The organism is Methylibium rhizosphaerae (assembly GCF_006386545.1).
Taxonomy (GTDB): Bacteria; Pseudomonadota; Gammaproteobacteria; order Burkholderiales; family Burkholderiaceae_C; genus Pseudorivibacter; species Pseudorivibacter rhizosphaerae.
Map to the genome: position 1 here is coordinate 63,423 of NZ_SWAR01000005.1, position 14,937 is coordinate 78,359.

15 protein-coding genes are annotated in these 14,937 nt (G+C 68.6%); 10 read left to right on the forward strand and 5 right to left on the reverse strand.

Features of this window, described 5'->3' with window-relative positions; translation table 11 throughout:
* Positions 1-8: 8 nt before the first annotated feature.
* The 4 genes from E8D38_RS05790 to E8D38_RS05805 form a co-directional block, all read right to left on the reverse strand.
* Positions 9-431: a universal stress protein gene (locus E8D38_RS05790; RefSeq protein ID WP_140626795.1), complete on the reverse strand. Its 423-nt coding sequence runs from the start codon at positions 429-431 to the stop codon at positions 9-11.
* Positions 432-494: 63 nt separating this feature from the next.
* Positions 495-1,271, reverse strand: coding sequence for a metallophosphoesterase (locus E8D38_RS05795; RefSeq protein ID WP_140626796.1), 777 nt, complete (start codon positions 1,269-1,271; stop codon positions 495-497).
* Between the two features lie 11 nt (positions 1,272-1,282).
* A complete protein-coding gene (locus E8D38_RS05800) occupies positions 1,283-2,056 on the reverse strand; it encodes a UPF0149 family protein (protein WP_140626797.1) in 774 nt (257 codons plus the stop codon).
* 16 nt (positions 2,057-2,072) lie between these two features.
* Positions 2,073-3,020, reverse strand: a complete 948-nt coding sequence (locus E8D38_RS05805) for a LysR family transcriptional regulator (RefSeq protein ID WP_140626798.1) — start codon at positions 3,018-3,020, stop codon at positions 2,073-2,075.
* A 125-nt stretch (positions 3,021-3,145) separates the two neighbouring features.
* On the opposite strand from E8D38_RS05805, the gene E8D38_RS05810 reads away from it, so the two are divergent.
* The gene (locus E8D38_RS05810) at positions 3,146-3,418 is read left to right on the forward strand and encodes a hypothetical protein (protein ID WP_140626799.1); all 273 of its coding nucleotides are present in this window, start codon (positions 3,146-3,148) and stop codon (positions 3,416-3,418) included.
* 28 nt (positions 3,419-3,446) lie between these two features.
* Positions 3,447-3,704 (forward strand): hypothetical protein, encoded by a 258-nt coding sequence (locus tag E8D38_RS05815; protein WP_140626800.1) that lies wholly within the window; start codon positions 3,447-3,449, stop codon positions 3,702-3,704.
* A gap of 71 nt (positions 3,705-3,775) precedes the next feature.
* Here the strand turns inward: E8D38_RS05815 and E8D38_RS05820 are convergent, their stop codons facing one another.
* Positions 3,776-5,641, reverse strand: coding sequence for a phosphoenolpyruvate carboxykinase (GTP) (locus E8D38_RS05820; protein WP_140626801.1), 1,866 nt, complete (start codon positions 5,639-5,641; stop codon positions 3,776-3,778).
* Positions 5,642-5,932: 291 nt separating this feature from the next.
* On the opposite strand from E8D38_RS05820, the gene E8D38_RS05825 reads away from it, so the two are divergent.
* From E8D38_RS05825 to E8D38_RS05860, 8 genes are all read left to right on the forward strand, one after another.
* Positions 5,933-6,826, forward strand: coding sequence for a substrate-binding domain-containing protein (locus E8D38_RS05825; protein WP_181178942.1), 894 nt, complete (start codon positions 5,933-5,935; stop codon positions 6,824-6,826).
* On the forward strand, positions 6,823-7,395 hold the full coding sequence (locus tag E8D38_RS05830; protein ID WP_140626803.1) for an MOSC domain-containing protein: 573 nt from the start codon (positions 6,823-6,825) through the stop codon (positions 7,393-7,395). The genes E8D38_RS05825 and E8D38_RS05830 overlap by 4 nt, the downstream gene beginning before the upstream one ends.
* A gap of 275 nt (positions 7,396-7,670) precedes the next feature.
* On the forward strand, positions 7,671-9,380 hold the full coding sequence (gene leuA, locus E8D38_RS05835; RefSeq protein ID WP_140626804.1) for a 2-isopropylmalate synthase: 1,710 nt from the start codon (positions 7,671-7,673) through the stop codon (positions 9,378-9,380).
* Positions 9,381-9,525: 145 nt separating this feature from the next.
* Positions 9,526-10,584 carry a hypothetical protein gene (locus tag E8D38_RS05840; RefSeq protein WP_140626805.1) on the forward strand — a complete coding sequence of 353 codons (1,059 nt, stop codon included), beginning with the start codon at positions 9,526-9,528 and terminating at the stop codon, positions 10,582-10,584.
* Positions 10,585-10,768: 184 nt separating this feature from the next.
* Positions 10,769-11,464, forward strand: a complete 696-nt coding sequence (locus E8D38_RS05845; RefSeq protein WP_140626806.1) for an energy transducer TonB — start codon at positions 10,769-10,771, stop codon at positions 11,462-11,464.
* 3 nt (positions 11,465-11,467) lie between these two features.
* Positions 11,468-12,232, forward strand: a complete 765-nt coding sequence (locus tag E8D38_RS05850; protein ID WP_140626807.1) for a MotA/TolQ/ExbB proton channel family protein — start codon at positions 11,468-11,470, stop codon at positions 12,230-12,232.
* A gap of 15 nt (positions 12,233-12,247) precedes the next feature.
* Entirely contained in the window at positions 12,248-12,667 is a 420-nt protein-coding gene (locus tag E8D38_RS05855) for an ExbD/TolR family protein (RefSeq protein ID WP_140626808.1), read from the forward strand.
* A gap of 82 nt (positions 12,668-12,749) precedes the next feature.
* Positions 12,750-14,924: a TonB-dependent siderophore receptor gene (locus E8D38_RS05860; RefSeq protein WP_246099365.1), complete on the forward strand. Its 2,175-nt coding sequence runs from the start codon at positions 12,750-12,752 to the stop codon at positions 14,922-14,924.
* Positions 14,925-14,937: the final 13 nt, after the last annotated feature.

Sequence of the window (14,937 nt, forward strand, 5' to 3'; positions counted from 1 at the left end):
CCGCTGGGTCAGCGCGTCACCAGCACCGGCACCTTGCATTCGGCCAGCACGCGGCTGCTCACCGAACCCATCACCAGCCCGCCCAGCGCCGAATGGCCGTGCGAGCCAAGCACCACGAGGTCGTATTTGCCGCGGGTGGCCGCCCGGGCGATGTGCTCGGGCGCATGCCCGGTCTCGAACACGAATTCGCCGGTCATGCCGCGTTCGGCGAAGAAGTTGCGCACCGGCTTCAGCACCTTTTCGGCCTCTTCGGTGTAGTAGTCCTTGAGGAGGTCGCGGTCGAGCGCGGAGGCGGCACGCGGCGGCACCGCCGGCACAACCGTCAGCACCGTGTACTGGTGCGGTGGCCCCAGGCTCTGCTTGTGCACGGCCAGGAAATCGAGCGTGCGCTGGGTGAATTCACTGCCATCGACGGCGACGAGGATCTTCATGCTCGGCTCCCATGGTGTGAGGGAGCCGCAGTGTGGCACGCGTGGCGGAGCCTGTCGCCGCGCTCAGACTTCGACCATGAAGGCGCCGTCGTATCCGTCGGTCTCGCCCTTGTGCGTGTGGCCGCGGGCGTTGCTCACCACGCGGGTGCTGCCGCCGCCGGGGTGCTCGACGCGGTAGTCGTGGCGGCAGTGCAGGTGCCCATGGATCCACAGGTCTGCAAGCGGCAGCAGGTCGTCGTCGGCATTGCAGAAGCTCGCGGTGCCCGGCTGGCCGCCATAGCGCGGATCGGCGCTGCGCAGGCTGGGACCGTAGTGCGTGATGGCGACCGTGGCATCCCACGCGCCTTCGGCGGGCCGGGCCAGTTCGTCCTTGAGCCAGCGGCGGCAGGCCAGCGACTCCTCGCGCACGGCAGCCGCGTCGAACAACGCCCCATGACGAGTGGAACGCATCACGTCGACGAAATAGCGCGCCGCACGCATCACGCGGTCGCGCCTCGCTTCGCCGAACAGGTCGAAGTCGCTCCAGCGGATGGTCGCGACAAAGCGGATGCGTCGGCCATCGGCGCCCGTGAGCACCAGGCTCTGGCGCTCGAGCATGGTGATGCCGAGCGTCCGGCACCTGGCGCGCAACGCGGCCCAGACCTGCTCGACGTCGCGGCCGTCGAACTCGTGGTTGCCGGCGACGTAGATCACCGGCACCGGCCAGCCCGCGAATCTTTCGAGACCCGCCCAGGTGCTGTCCACGTCGCCGGCCAGCACCAGTGCCTCGGCGCCCGGCGCCGGCGCCGGGTCGAAGCTTTCGGTTTCGAGATGGAGGTCGGAGAGGACTTGCAGTCGCATGCGGCGGCTGGCTACTGCGCGGAGCCGGCAGCGCCGTGGCAGAGCTTGAACTTCTTGCCGCTGCCGCAAGGGCACGGATCGTTGCGGCCCACCTTCGGCGCCTCGCGCTTGACGGTGGTGACCTTCAGCCGCTCGGCCATGCCGATCTCGTGCAGGTCGACCACGTCGAACACCAGCTGCTCGATGGCTTCGTCGAGCGAGCGCAGCGGGTGTTCCTTGTCGAGCGCCTGGGTCATCGCACGCTGGGTCTCGTCCTGCTCGGGCAGGTGACGCCACAGCGAGTCGAGCAGGTCCGGCACACCGGGCAGCCCGCGTTCCTCGAGCTGGGTGAAGTTGGCCAGGGCCCATTCGAAGCCGGCGACCCAGAAAGCCAGCCCCTCGAGCGCGGCTTTTCCTTCGAGCGACCTGCCCTGCTCGTCTTCAGGCACCGGCACGATCGGGTCGAACCAGCCTTCCTCGAGGATGGCGCGCTGCAGGGCCTCCTTGCGGCGCGTGACCAGCGTCAGCAGGCGCTCGTGCTTCGCATGGTGCCAGCCGGGCACGTCTGGGCCGAACGACGTGCTGCCGTCTGCGGCGCCGAAGATTGGCGGCAGCCACTGCGCAGGTTCCAGCGATGTGGGCTGCACCAGCACGCCGCACAGGTAGCCGTCGAGCATCACCGCATCGACGGCCTCCCAGGGCTCGGGCACAGCGGCCAGCAGGTCGTCGAGTTCGGCGATCTCGGCGTCGGTGAGGTCGCCATGGGGCAGCCTTGCGGGCTGGGCAGGTTTGTTCGGGCGGTTCATCGACGCATTGTCGCCTCTAGGCCTCCGAACCCTCGGCCTGATGAGCCGCGGCGAGCACCTGCGCTCGAAGCCAGCGGTGGGCCGGGTCACGTTCGTGCCGGCGGTGCCACAGCAAGGCGACGTGGATCGGGGACAGCGCCAGCGGCAACGCGCGCAGCACGAGCTGGTCGGCATAACCGGTGGCGGCAACGAAGCGGCGCGGCAGCACGGTCAGCAGGTCGGACTGGGTCACCACCCGGCCGGCGGTGAAGAACTGGTTCACCGTCAACACGACCCGGCGGCTGCGCTGGAGCGCAGTCAGCGCTTGGTCGACGAACCCCTGGGCCCGGCCGGAGAAACTGACCAGCAGGTGATGGGCCGCGCAGAAGTCGTCCAGCGAAAGCTCGTGCAGCTGAGCCAATGGGTGGCCCCGGCGCATGACGCAGACGTATTCGCTGTCGTACAGCCGGGTGTGCGCGATCGCGGCGTCCGACCCCTGCGCAACCAGCGTGGCCATCACGTCGGGGAAATAGCCCAGGGCCATGTCGGCCTCGCCATGCTCGAGCAGCGGGCGCGGATCCCGGGTTGTCAGCGGCAGCACGCGGAGGTTCGCCAGCGACTGCTGGCCTTCGAGCCCCCCGATGAGGGCCGGCATCATCAGCACGGCGGTCGCATCTGCCATGGCCAGCCTGAAGGTATGGGACTGGCGACGCGGATCGTAGGCCTGCGGATCCAGCGCCTCGCGCAGCTGCGCCAGCGCGGCTCTCACCTCAGGCCACAAGGTCTCGGCTCGTGGTGTCGGCTTGACACCGAACGCTGCACGAGTGAGCAGTTCCTCACCCACCGCTTCGCGCAAGCGCTTGAGCGCATTGCTGACGGCCGGCTGGGTCATCGCCAGCTGTTCGGCGGCACGGGTGAGGTTGCGCTCGGCCATCACGGCGTCGAAAACACGCAACAGGTTCAAGTCGAGTGTGCGGAAGTTCATGAAGGGCGTTGATATTCACAACAGTGATATCAATGATTCACAAGATTCATTGGGCGGCATAGGGGTTATCCCTTACATTGGCGGCTCGGAGCAGAAACAAGGCGCTCCGATTGAAAGGAAACACCATGTCGACCATCACCGTGCAAACCCGCCCCCTGCCGACCCAAGCGCCGCGTGGCGCCCGCTGGGCCGCCGCAGCCTTTGCGGCCGTGTGGAATGCGCTGGTCACCGTCGGCCACCGCCGCGCTCAACGCGACTTGCTGGCCACGGCCCGCGCGATGGAGCTGAGCTCCCCTGCACTCGCCCAGGAACTGCGCGCCGCGGCTGCTCGCGCCGGCGAGAACCTGGCCGATGACCTGCGCTTCGGCGCTCGCCTGGCCGGTCGCAGCCAGGACTGAACGAATTTCTTGATAGATCGGATACGAGATGAGCACCCTGACCTTCACCACCATCCCGCGCGGCGCCGCTCCGCTGGCCTCCCTGGTGGCCGCGGTCTACCTGTGGGCGCGCAAGCGCCTGTCGGCGGAAGACCGCCAGCAACGCGCCCAGCGGGCAGCGGAACGGCTGCGCGCCTGGGCCTCGCAGTACGAAGCGAGCCAGCCGAGCTATGCCGCCGACCTGCGCGCCGCGGCTGACATGCACGACCGGCTGATCGAGCGCAGCGTGCGCACCACCCAGTCGTAAGTCGACCGCCGAAGACGAAAAAAGCCCGCAACAGCGGGCTTTTTGTTTTTTGAGCGTTCGCCCCCGGCCGGTCAGGCAGCCAGCCGCTCCTCGATACGGGCCTTGGTGGCGGTCAGGTCGGCCGGCAGGTGGAAAGCCAGTTGCTGGAACAGCTCGGCATGCAGCTTCAGCTCCTGCTGCCAGGCCGCCTTGTCGATGCCGATGACGCTGTCGTACTGCGCAGGCGAGAAGTCCAGGCCGTTCCACTGTAGGTCTTCATAGCGCGGGCTCACGCCGAACACGTGCTCGGCGCCCTGCGCACGACCTTCCACCCGCTCGAGCATCCACTTCAGCACGCGCATGTTTTCGCCGTAACCCGGCCACACGAACTTGCCGTCGGCGCCCTTGCGGAACCAGTTGACGCAGTAGATCTTGGGCAGCCTTGCGCCGCCGGCTTCGAGCTTCTTCCCGAGATCCAGCCAGTGCTGGAAATAGTCGCTCATGTTGTAGCCGGCAAACGGCAACATCGCGAACGGGTCGCGGCGCACCACGCCCTGCTGGCCAGCTGCGGCAGCGGTGGTTTCCGAGCCCATGGTCGCAGCCATGTAGACGCCTTCCACCCAGTTGCGGGCCTCGGTCACCAGCGGCACGGTGGTCGAACGACGGCCGCCGAAGATGAAGGCATCGATCGCCACACCCGCAGGGTTGTCCCACTCGGGATCGAGCACCGGGTTGTTGGTCGCGGCCACGGTGAAGCGGGCGTTCGGATGGGCGGCCTTGGCGCCGGTTTCCTTCGCAATGGCGGGCGTCCAGTCCTTGCCCTGCCAGTCGATGCAGTGGGCCGGCGGCACGTCGGTCATGCCTTCCCACCACACGTCGCCGTCATCGGTGAGCGCCACGTTCGTGAAGATCACGTCGCGCTTCAGGCTGGCCATGCAGTTGGGGTTGGTCTTGTCGTTGGTACCGGGGGCCACGCCGAAGTAGCCTGCCTCGGGGTTGATGGCATACAGGCGACCGTCCTTGCCGGGCTTGATCCAGGCGATGTCGTCGCCGATGGTCGTGACCTTCCAGCCTTCGAAGCCTGAAGGCGGGATCAGCATCGCGAAGTTGGTTTTGCCGCAGGCGCTCGGAAAGGCGGCGGCCACGTGATGTTTCCGGCCGTCGGGGCTCTGCACCCCCAGCACCAGCATGTGCTCGGCCAGCCAACCCTGGTCGCGGCCCATGGTGGAAGCAATGCGCAGGGCGAAGCACTTCTTGCCCAGCAGCGCGTTGCCGCCGTAGCCGGAGCCGTAGCTCCAGATCTCGTGCGTCTCGGGGTAGTGGACGATGTACTTGGTCTTGTTGCAGGGCCAGCTCACGTCCTTCTGGCCGGGCTCGATCGGCGCACCCACGGTGTGAACACAGGGCACGAAGTCGCCGTCCTCCCCCAGCACGTCGAGCACCGCGCGGCCCATGCGGGTCATGATGCGCATGTTCACGGCGACGTAGGGGCTGTCGGAGAGTTCGACGCCGATGTGCGCGATCGGAGAACCGAGCGGCCCCATCGAGAACGGCACCACATACAGCGTGCGGCCGCGCATGCTCCCGCGGAACAGGGCATTCGGCCCGGTCTGCAGCAACGCGCGCATCTCGGCCGGATCCATCCAGTTGTTGGTCGGGCCCGCGTCTTCCTTCTTCTTCGAGCAGATGTAGGTGCGGTCTTCGACGCGAGCGACGTCGCTCGGATCGCTGCAGGCGAGGTAGCTGTTCGGGCGCAGCTCCGGGTTGAGTTTCTTGAAGGTACCGGCCTTCACCAGTTGCGCACACAGGCGGTCGTATTCGGCCTGGCTGCCGTCACACCAGTAGACCTCCTGGGCTTCGGTCAGCGCGGCGACCTCGGCCACCCAGTTGATCAGGCGTGCGTGTTTGACGTAGGCGGGCGTGTTCAGGCGCAGCCCTTCCAGAACGGGTCGGTTCATCGCAAAACTCCAAAGTTGAATCGGGATCTCGGCAACCCGCGGATGGCGTGTTCACGGGTTGTCGGCATCCCGCTCATCAATGAGCGGCGAGGCCTTTGGGGCGATGAGTTTAGGACTGCGGCCCCCAGGTTACCCCCGGGTTACATGCGCCTTTTGCATAGGCTGATGCAAAGAAGCTTTGTGCTGGGGGTGGGACTGAAGATCCAAGGCCCCTGTTTTGCGACGCAGTTCCGGCAAACGCCGTGCGCGGCCGTGGCCAGGTGAGCGAGTCCTCTTAAGATGCACGGCGCCATGTCTGGATTCCTCCCCCCCATCGACCTTCGGCGCCGAAAGCTGCTGGGCGCCGCCGCCTCCTGCCTCGCCTGGGCGGGCAGCGCACAGGCGCAGCAGCGCCGCCCGCAGACCGACCCCTTGCTCGTGGGGGTGGAAGCCGCGCTGATGGCTTCGGGCCTCGCGCCCCGCCTTCGGGAAGCGGTCGCCCGCGACACCGGCATTGCCATCCAGCTGACTGCAGCCGCCAGCGGCGACCTGCTGCCGCGGCTCGAGCGTGGCGACCTGGACGTGGCGATCACCCAGGCACCCGACGCCGAGCTGTCGCTCGACAGGCAGGGCCTCATCCACGACCGGCAACTCATCGCGATCGGCGAGTACGTGCTGGCAGGCCCCGCCGCCTGGGCCCGGCCACCGAAGCCGGTCAAGCCGGTGAAGGGCAAGCCGCCCGAACCGCCGGCTCCCAGCGACCCGGCCGGCATCCGTGGACTCAACGACGCCGCGGCTGCGCTCATCCGCATCGCGGAAGCGGGCGCCCGCGGTGAATGCAGCTTCATCGCCACCGGTGAGGCGAGCGGGACCCGCTATGCGGAAGCGGCCCTGTGGAAGGCCGCAGGTCCCAAGCCCTTCGGCCCCTGGCTGCGCACGGCCGGCCCGGGCCCCCGCGCCGCCCTGGACCTCGCCCGCGAGACCGGCGCTTACGTGCTGGTCGAGCGCGGCCTGCTGGTGGCAGCCGGCACCGGCATGGCCGCGCTGGTAAGCGGCGACGCGCGCATGGCCGCCGAATACCGGGCCATGCGTTCGTTCCGCGTGAACCACCCCGCCGGCAAGCTTTTCATCGGCTGGCTGGCCGGCCCCAACGGCCGCGCTGTCGTGGGCCGCTACGGCAACTACCGCGTGGCGCCCAAGGCATGACGCGCAAGGTTCTGTCCGTCAATGTCGCCACGGCCCGGCCTTTGGCCGCGAAGGGGCGTACGGTGCAAAGCGCCATCGGCAAGCGCGCCGCCGAAGGTCGCGTGGACATGCGCCCGCTCGGCCTGGCTGGCGACGAGCAGGCCGACTTGAGCGTCCATGGCGGGCTGGCCAAGGCGGTGTATGCCTACCCCAGCGAGCACTACGGCTTCTGGCAGACCGTGCGCGGCCAGGCACGGGTGGCCCTGTGGGACGAAGCCCTGCCGTTCGGTTTTGTCGGCGAGAACCTGTCGATCACCGGGCTCACCGAGGACCAGGCCTGGATCGGCGACGTGCTGCGCTTTCCGCACTGCACGCTGGCGGTCAGCGAGCCGCGCTTCCCCTGCTTCAAGTTCGAGGCCGTGATGGGCTTCCCGCAGGCGGCAAAGCTGATGGTGCAGTCCGGCTATTGCGGTTTCTATCTCTCGGTGCGCGAGGCGGGCAGCATCGCCGCGGGCGAAACCTACGAGCTCATTGCCGGCCCGCGTGAAGTGGGCGTGCGCGAGCTGTTCCAGGCGCGCATGAAGCGCTGAGCACACGCTCCTTCGCATCCCGGCTTGACAGGCCTTCGAAGCGGCGTTGATACTGCGCCCCATGTTCCGCCAGCCCCAAGCCCTGCTACTACTAGCGCCGCCCTCTCCGGCCGGCGTGCTTGGGCATGCGCGTCCTTCGCTACGAAGCTGACGACGCAGCGCTGAACTAAACCCCAGCACCAGTTCCCCCCAACGACCCCGGCCGGTCTTCGAGACAGCCGGGGTTTTTGTTTGCCTGTTTCCCTTTCATTGCGCTTTCGACCAAGGACCCGACGATGCTTTCCGACCCGCAACGCAAATACCGCCCGTTTCCCGCCATCGCCTTGCCCGATCGCGAGTGGCCCAGCCGCTCGATCACCGCACCGCCGATATGGATGAGCACCGACCTGCGCGATGGCAACCAGGCGCTGTTCGAGCCGATGGACGCAGCACGCAAGCTGCGCATGTTCCAGATGCTCACCCGCATCGGCCTGAAGCAGATCGAGGTGGCCTTCCCTTCGGCCTCGCAAACCGACTTCGACTTCGTGCGCAAGCTCATCGAAGAAGACCTGATCCCCGGCGACGTGACCATCGAGGTGCTGACGCAGGCACGCGAAGACCTCATCCGCCGCACCTTCGACTCGCTGCAGGGCGCGCCCAAGGCCATCGTTCACCTGTACAACGCCACCGCGCCGGCCTTCCGGCGCATCGTGTTCGGCATGAGCCGCGAGCAGGTGCGCCAGCTCGCGGTCGACATGGCCACGCTGATCCGCGACCTGGCGGCAGAGCGACCCGAGACCGAATGGACGTTCCAGTACAGCCCCGAGGTCTTCAGCGGCACCGAGCTCGAGTTCGCCTGCGAAGTGGTCGATGCGGTGATGGACGTGTGGCAGCCGACCCCCGAGCGCAAGGCCATCGTCAACCTGCCGGCCACGGTGGAGATGAGCACGCCCAACGTGTATGCCGACCAGATCGAATGGATGCACCGCCACCTGAAGCGCCGCGACGCCTTGCTGCTCAGCGTGCACCCGCACAACGACCGCGGCACCGCGGTGGCCGCCGCCGAGCTGGCGGTGATGGCCGGCGCCGATCGCGTCGAAGGCTGCCTGTTCGGCAACGGTGAACGCACCGGCAACGTCGATCTGGTGACACTCGCCCTCAACCTCTACAGCCAGGGCGTCCACCCCGGCCTCGACTTCTCGCACATCAACGAGATCGCTCGCACGGTGGAAGACTGCACCCAGCTGCCCATCCACCCGCGCCACCCGTACGTCGGCGACCTCGTGTTCACCGCCTTCTCCGGCTCCCACCAGGACGCCATCAAGAAGGGCTTGGCGGCGCAGAAGCCTGATGCGGTATGGGAGGTGCCCTACCTGCCCATCGACCCGGCCGACGTGGGCCGCAGCTACGACTCGGTGGTGCGGGTGAACAGCCAGTCCGGCAAGGGCGGCATCGCCTACCTGCTGGAGGCCAACTACGGCGTCGTGATGCCGCGCCGGCTGCAGGTGGAGTTCAGCAGCTCGGTGCAGCAGGTGACCGACACCACCGGCGGCGAACTGACCGCGCAGGCGCTGTGGCAGCTCTTCAGCAGCGAGTACCTGGAGCCCAGGGCGTCGTCGTGGCGCTATGTGGCCCACCAGCTCACCGAACAGGGCGAGCGCACCGGCATCGAGCTCACGGTCGAATTCAACGGCCAGCGCCGGACCTTCGAAGGCGTGGGCAACGGCCCGCTGGATGCCGCGCTCCACGCGCTGGGCGCTCAACACCCGGTGTTGCGGCAGCTGCGCGTGCACGACTACGAAGAGCGCGCCATCGGCCACAGCTCCGACGCGGTCGCCATGGCCTGCGTGGAGCTGGCCCTCGAAGGCGTGGCCGGCAGCCGCTTCGGCGTGGGTCGCCACACCAGCATCGTGACGGCCTCGCTCCAGGCGGTGATCTCGGGGCTCAACCGGCTGCAGGCCCGGCACCCGGAATTGTTCGACTCTCACGAAACTCTGACGGCCTGACCGCCTCGGTTGCATTGCTCACACTCCCTTACGCCAAAACGACGGTTCCGGTCGTTTTGGCGGGTGCGTGAGCCCCGGCACGCAACTTGTTGCTCGAAGCCTCCCTGACGTGGCTTGTCGCCCCGTTGGTAACCGGGGGCTCTCGATGAACACGCTGCAACGCGCCGCCACGCTGGGCGCACTGGCTCTTTCTGCACTGCTGGGCAGCGGCTGCACCACCACAGCCATCGTGCTCTACGCCTACGACAAGCTCACCGAAGGCGACCCCAAGCCCTGCTACCAGGTCAGTTCGGTCGAGCGGGCGCTGACGGCCCGCTGCGGCAGCTACCGGCCCGGCAGCCTGCTGGCGAAGGACGTCACGGCCCATGGGCTCGAGCAATGTCCGCTGACGATGGCCGCGCGCGAGCCGCGCTACTGGCCGGTGCTGCCCGAACTGGTGGCCAAGGGCGCGCAGCCGGAAACCTGCACCGTGGCGCCGCTGGTCGCCTTGGCACAAGCCTCTGCGGCGCAAGGCCACTGCCCTGACTTCACCCGGGCCTCCACCGCCGAGCGCGACGCCCTGCGCTGGCTGGCCGAAGCCGACTCGCGTTCGATCGACCAGGAGGTGACCCACATGCTGAGCTGCCCCAGCGCGCGGGCGGCCGGGCTCGACAAGGTGCTCGACAACTGGCTTGCGCAAGGCGTGCTGCCGGCCAAGGGCCTGTGGTTCAGCCCGCTGGCCGCGGTGCATCCCGACTACCTCGACTCCGACTTCGTGCGGCGCGCGGAGGCGCAGGGCCATAGCGCCCGTGCCGGCGCAGCCGCCGGCGGCTACGAAGAGGCACTGCGCCTGGGTCACCTGCAGGCGCTCGACTGGTGGCATGCGCGTGTGCCCGAGCTGGTGAACCAGGTGCCTTCGCCGGGCGCCGGCCGCACCGCCTGGGTGCCGCTCGCCCGCGTCGCCAACCCCCAGTTCATGGCCGATGCGGGCGCGCAGGCCCGCGTCACCGACTACCTGCTCGCCCACGGCGCGGATCCTGCGCGCCGGCTGCCGCATGACCCGACCCAGTCGGTGCTGAGCTACGCGGTCGCCATCAAGAGCCCGATGGCGCCGCGGCTGCAGGAAGCGGCCACCCTGGTCGCCCGGGCACCGGGCCGGACCGCCCGCACCGCCGCCGCAGCGCTCGCGCCGGTGGCCGTGGTCGAGGTCGGCACCGTTCGTTAAGCGCGCTCCCTCGCCCTTTCTCTTCCCAGGCACGGCCCGCTGCCCCAAGGCAGCCGGGCCGTGCGTCCTTTTCGCTCGACAGCTCGACCCGATGATCGAAGAATGGTCTTGCTAACGAGAACGATTCGTAATTACACTCCGGGTTTCCCTGACTTCCCTGGCCGCTGCTGCGCGGCCTGGCGCCATGTCGTCCAAGGCCCTAGCCCTCCCACCGCTGCCGTCACACGACACCGACGGCCTGCCGCCGCTGGCGCGGCGCGCCTTGCTGGTGGGCGTGCTCGGCGCGCACGTGGCCGGCGCCTGGGCGCTGATGCAGGTGGACGCCGTGCGCGAAGCGGTGGGCGAGGTGGCGCCGATCATGGTCGAGATGCTGGCGCCGCCGGCCCCGCCCAAGCTGCTGCCGCCGCCTCCACCCCCACCGCCGAAGGTGGTGCAGAAGACCCCGCCACCGCCCAAGCCGCTCATCACCAGTGAGCCGGCAACCCCGGCCCCTGCCCCCTTCGTGGCGCCGCCTGAGCCGGTGGAGCCCGCGCCGCCGGCCCCGCCCGTTGCCGTCGAAGCGCCGCCCGCCCCACCGGCACCCCCGCCGCAGATCAAGACGCTGCCGGCCACCGCGGTGCGCTACACGCGCCAATGCCCGCTCGAGTACCCGGCCGCATCGCGGCGGCTGGGCGAGTCCGGCAAGGTGGTGCTGCGCATCCTCGTCGACGAAAAAGGCATGCCGCGCGAGGTGACGCTGCAGAAGTCATCGGGCTTCGCCCGCCTCGACGCGGCCGCCATGCGCTGCGCGCCGCAGTCGCGCTTCCAACCCTATTCCGAGAACGGCATCGCTCAGGCGGTGTACGTGCCGGCACCGTTCACGTTCGATCTGGAGGAATGAATCATGGAACCCACACAAGCCTTGGGCTTCGGCCACTTTCTCGGCCAGGCCGATGCGGTGGGCAAGACGCTGCTGGGCATCCTCGTGGTGATGTCGGCGCTGTCGTGGTACCTCATCGCGATGAAGGGCCTCACCCAGTTCATCCGCAAGCGCCGCAGCGAGAAGTTCCTGTCGTTCTTCTGGAACGCGACGTCGCTCGACGCGGTGCACAACGAGATCGCCACCCATGGGGTCAACGAGCCGTTCTCGCACCTCACCGCGCATGCCATGCACGCGCAGGCTCACCACGCCAAGTACGGCGCAGCCAAGCTTGAAGAAGCCGGCACGGCCAACGACTTCCTCACCCGCACCATCAAGAAGGTGCTGGACGAAGAGAACATGAAGCTCGAGAACGGCCTGACCGTGCTGGCCACCGTGGGTGCCACCGCCCCGTTCGTCGGCCTGTTCGGCACGGTGTGGGGCGTGTATCACGCGCTGGTGGCCATCGGCATGAGCGGCGCGGGCACCCTCGACAAGGTGGCCGGCCCGGTGGGCGAGGCGCTCATCATGACCGGCATCGGCCTGGCCGTCGCCATTCCGGCGGTGATTGCCTACAACTGGCTCACCCGCGCCAACCGGGTGCTCACCGCCAAGCTCGACGCCTTTGCCTACGAGCTCTACACCTTCCTGTCCACCGGCGAGCAGCTCGGTTCGGGCCAGGCCAGCCGCCCGGAAAACGTGCGCCCCCTCAAGGGCGCGGTCCAGCAGCAGCGCCCCGCCACGGCCTGACGAGGAACGCGAACCATGGCCTTCGCCAGCTTCGACAACAAGTCCTCCGGCGCGCCGGTGGCCGAGATCAACATGGTGCCGCTCATCGACGTGATGCTGGTGCTGCTGGTGATCTTCATCGTCACCGCGCCGCTGCTCACCCATGCGGTGAAGCTCGACCTGCCCAAGGTCAGCTCGCAGGCCAACGAACTCAAGCCCGACAAGATCGAGCTCGCCATCGACGCGGCCGGCACCCTGTTCTGGAACGGCGAAGTCGTGACCCGCGAAACGGCGGCGCAGCGCTTTGCCGAAGAAGGCAGGAAGCAGCCCCAGCCCGAGGTGCACCTGCGGGCCGACGAATCGGTGGCCTACAAGTTCGTGGCACAGACGCTGGCCGACGCATCGAAGGCCGGCCTCTCCAAGGTCGGCTTCGTCAGCGAGCCCGAGCGCAACTGACCCACCCAGACCACCCTGTCACCACCCAGGCCGCGGGCGCGGCCCAGGCATGACGCCACCGCCCATGCGCAGAAGTTCGCCCATGTCTCGACGACTCATGCCCAAACCGACCCTCATTGCCGCCGCCCTGCTGGGCTGCACGACGCTGGCTGCCGCACAAGGCACCCCCGCCGCTCCCGATGCCGCCACCTCGGAGCCCGCCACGGCCGCTGCGCTGCCCGAGGTGAAGGCCCGTGCCGCGCGCGAGGCGGCCACCGGACCGGTGTCCGGCTACCGCGCCATCCGCAGCGCCACCGCCACCAAGACCGACACGCCGCTCAACGAGGTGCCGCAGTCGATCTCGGTCATCAGCGCCGACCAGATCACCGACCAGGCCTCGCAGAACCTGCAGGAGGTGCTGCGCTACACCGCCGGGGTGCGCGCCGACATGTATGGCGTGGACAACCGCGGCGACTGGTTCACCATGCGCGGCGGCAGCGAAGGCTCCACGCTGCTCGACGGCCTGCGCCTGCCCCTTTCGGGCTGGTGGGGCGTGGTGCGCAGCGAGCCTTATGCCTTCGAGCGCATCGAGGTGCTGCGCGGGCCGGCTTCGGTGGTGGCCGGCCAGAACGGCCCCGGCGGTGTGGTCAACCTCGTGTCCAAGCGCCCGCAGGCCACGCCGCAGCGCGAGGTGGCGGTGCAGCTCGGCAGCTACGACCACAAGCAGGTGAGCGCCGACCTCACCGGCCCGCTCAACGAGGACGGATCGCTGCTCTATCGCGTGGTGGCCCTGGCCAAGGACAGCGGCACGCAAGTGAACCATGCGTTCGACGAACGCAGCTTCTTCGCGCCGTCGCTGAGCTGGAAGCCGAACGCCGACACCACGTTCACCGCGTTCGCGGAGTACCAGCGTGACGAGAGCGGCAACGTCAACGCGTTCTTTCCGTTCAAGGGCACGATCGAGCCCGCGCCGAACGGGCCGCTGCCGTTCGATACCTTCATCGGCGAACCGGACTGGGACACCTACGGCGGCACGCGCACCCGCGCGGGCTACCACTTCGAGCACAAGCTCGGCGGCGACTGGCGCCTCCGCCACAACCTGCGGCACGACCGCGTCGACGGCAAGATGCGCACGATGTATGCCGACTGGTCTGCCGGCTTTCGCGACGCGAACGGCAATGCCGACCCGAACGGCACCTACCTCAACCGCGAGTGGTACGCCAACGACGACGAGGTCCGCATCACGAATGCCGACCTGCTGCTGGAAGGCCGCCTGCGTTTAGGCAGCACGCAGCACACGCTGCTGGCCGGCGTGGACGGCATGTCTCAGCGAGCCGACCAGTGGAGCTGGGGCGGCGCCGCCACGCCGCTGGACGTCTACAACCCGGTCTATGGCAGCTTTGCACTGCCAGTGCTTTCACGCGATGACGTGCCGGTCGCCCGCACCAGGACCCGCCGCGTCGGCGTGCTGGTGCAAGACCAGGTGAAGTTCGGCGAGCGCTGGGTGCTGGTGGCCGCGCTGCGGCACGACAAGGCTCGCGTCGAGGGCGACGCAGCACCGCAGGAGGACTCGGCCACCACCAGGAATCTGGGCGCCGTGTACCTCGCCGAAGGCGGCCTGTCGCCCTATGCGAGCTACTCCGAATCCTTCGAGCCGGTCGCACCCGAGCAAGGCACCCTCTACAAGCCGCAGCGCGGCAGGCAGTTCGAGGTGGGCATCAAGTGGCAGCCCGCCAGCCCGCGCCTGACCGCCAGCGCCGCCGCCTACCAGCTGCGCGAACGCAACCGCAAGGCACCCGGCGCCACGCCGGCCGACCCGAGCGTGCAGCGCGGCGAGGTCACGGTGACCGGGCTGGAACTCGAGGCCGCCGGCCACCTGCCCGCCTGGGACCTGCTGGCCAGCTACACCTATGCCAATGCACGCGTCACCCGCGGAGCAGACAACGAGCTCGATCAGCAGCTGTATGGCATTCCCAGGCACAGCGCGGCGCTGTGGGCGCTTCACAGGTTCGGATCGCTGGGCCTGCCCGGGCTGCGGGCCGGCCTGGGCGTGCGTCACATCGGCAAGACCGGTACCGGCGACGCGGGCGTGCCCGTCACCGTGCCGGCCATCACCCTGCTCGACGCGCTGATCGCCTACGACCGCGGCGACTGGCGCTTCGCCCTCAATGCCAACAACCTGAGCGACAAGACCTACATCGCCGCCTGCCTGTCGCGCGGCGACTGCTGGTTCGGCGCCAAGCGCAAGGTCATCGCCACGGTGGCCTATCGCTTCTGATTTCCTTCCTCGT

Bases quoted from the DNA above. Each gene is read 5' to 3' on its own strand.
- E8D38_RS05820 (WP_140626801.1), bottom strand. From the start codon at position 5,641: ATGAACCGACCCGTTCTGGAAGGGCTGCGCCTGAACACGCCCGCCTAC.
- leuA (WP_140626804.1), top strand. From the start codon at position 7,671: ATGCTTTCCGACCCGCAACGCAAATACCGCCCGTTTCCCGCCATCGCC.
- E8D38_RS05850 (WP_140626807.1), top strand. From the start codon at position 11,468: ATGGAACCCACACAAGCCTTGGGCTTCGGCCACTTTCTCGGCCAGGCC.
- E8D38_RS05805 (WP_140626798.1), bottom strand. From the start codon at position 3,020: ATGAACTTCCGCACACTCGACTTGAACCTGTTGCGTGTTTTCGACGCC.
- E8D38_RS05795 (WP_140626796.1), bottom strand. From the start codon at position 1,271: ATGCGACTGCAAGTCCTCTCCGACCTCCATCTCGAAACCGAAAGCTTC.
- E8D38_RS05800 (WP_140626797.1), bottom strand. From the start codon at position 2,056: ATGAACCGCCCGAACAAACCTGCCCAGCCCGCAAGGCTGCCCCATGGC.
- E8D38_RS05845 (WP_140626806.1), top strand. From the start codon at position 10,769: ATGTCGTCCAAGGCCCTAGCCCTCCCACCGCTGCCGTCACACGACACC.
- E8D38_RS05860 (WP_246099365.1), top strand. From the start codon at position 12,750: ATGTCTCGACGACTCATGCCCAAACCGACCCTCATTGCCGCCGCCCTG.
- E8D38_RS05810 (WP_140626799.1), top strand. From the start codon at position 3,146: ATGTCGACCATCACCGTGCAAACCCGCCCCCTGCCGACCCAAGCGCCG.
- E8D38_RS05815 (WP_140626800.1), top strand. From the start codon at position 3,447: ATGAGCACCCTGACCTTCACCACCATCCCGCGCGGCGCCGCTCCGCTG.
- E8D38_RS05790 (WP_140626795.1), bottom strand. From the start codon at position 431: ATGAAGATCCTCGTCGCCGTCGATGGCAGTGAATTCACCCAGCGCACG.
- E8D38_RS05830 (WP_140626803.1), top strand. From the start codon at position 6,823: ATGACGCGCAAGGTTCTGTCCGTCAATGTCGCCACGGCCCGGCCTTTG.
- E8D38_RS05855 (WP_140626808.1), top strand. From the start codon at position 12,248: ATGGCCTTCGCCAGCTTCGACAACAAGTCCTCCGGCGCGCCGGTGGCC.
- E8D38_RS05840 (WP_140626805.1), top strand. From the start codon at position 9,526: ATGAACACGCTGCAACGCGCCGCCACGCTGGGCGCACTGGCTCTTTCT.
- E8D38_RS05825 (WP_181178942.1), top strand. From the start codon at position 5,933: ATGTCTGGATTCCTCCCCCCCATCGACCTTCGGCGCCGAAAGCTGCTG.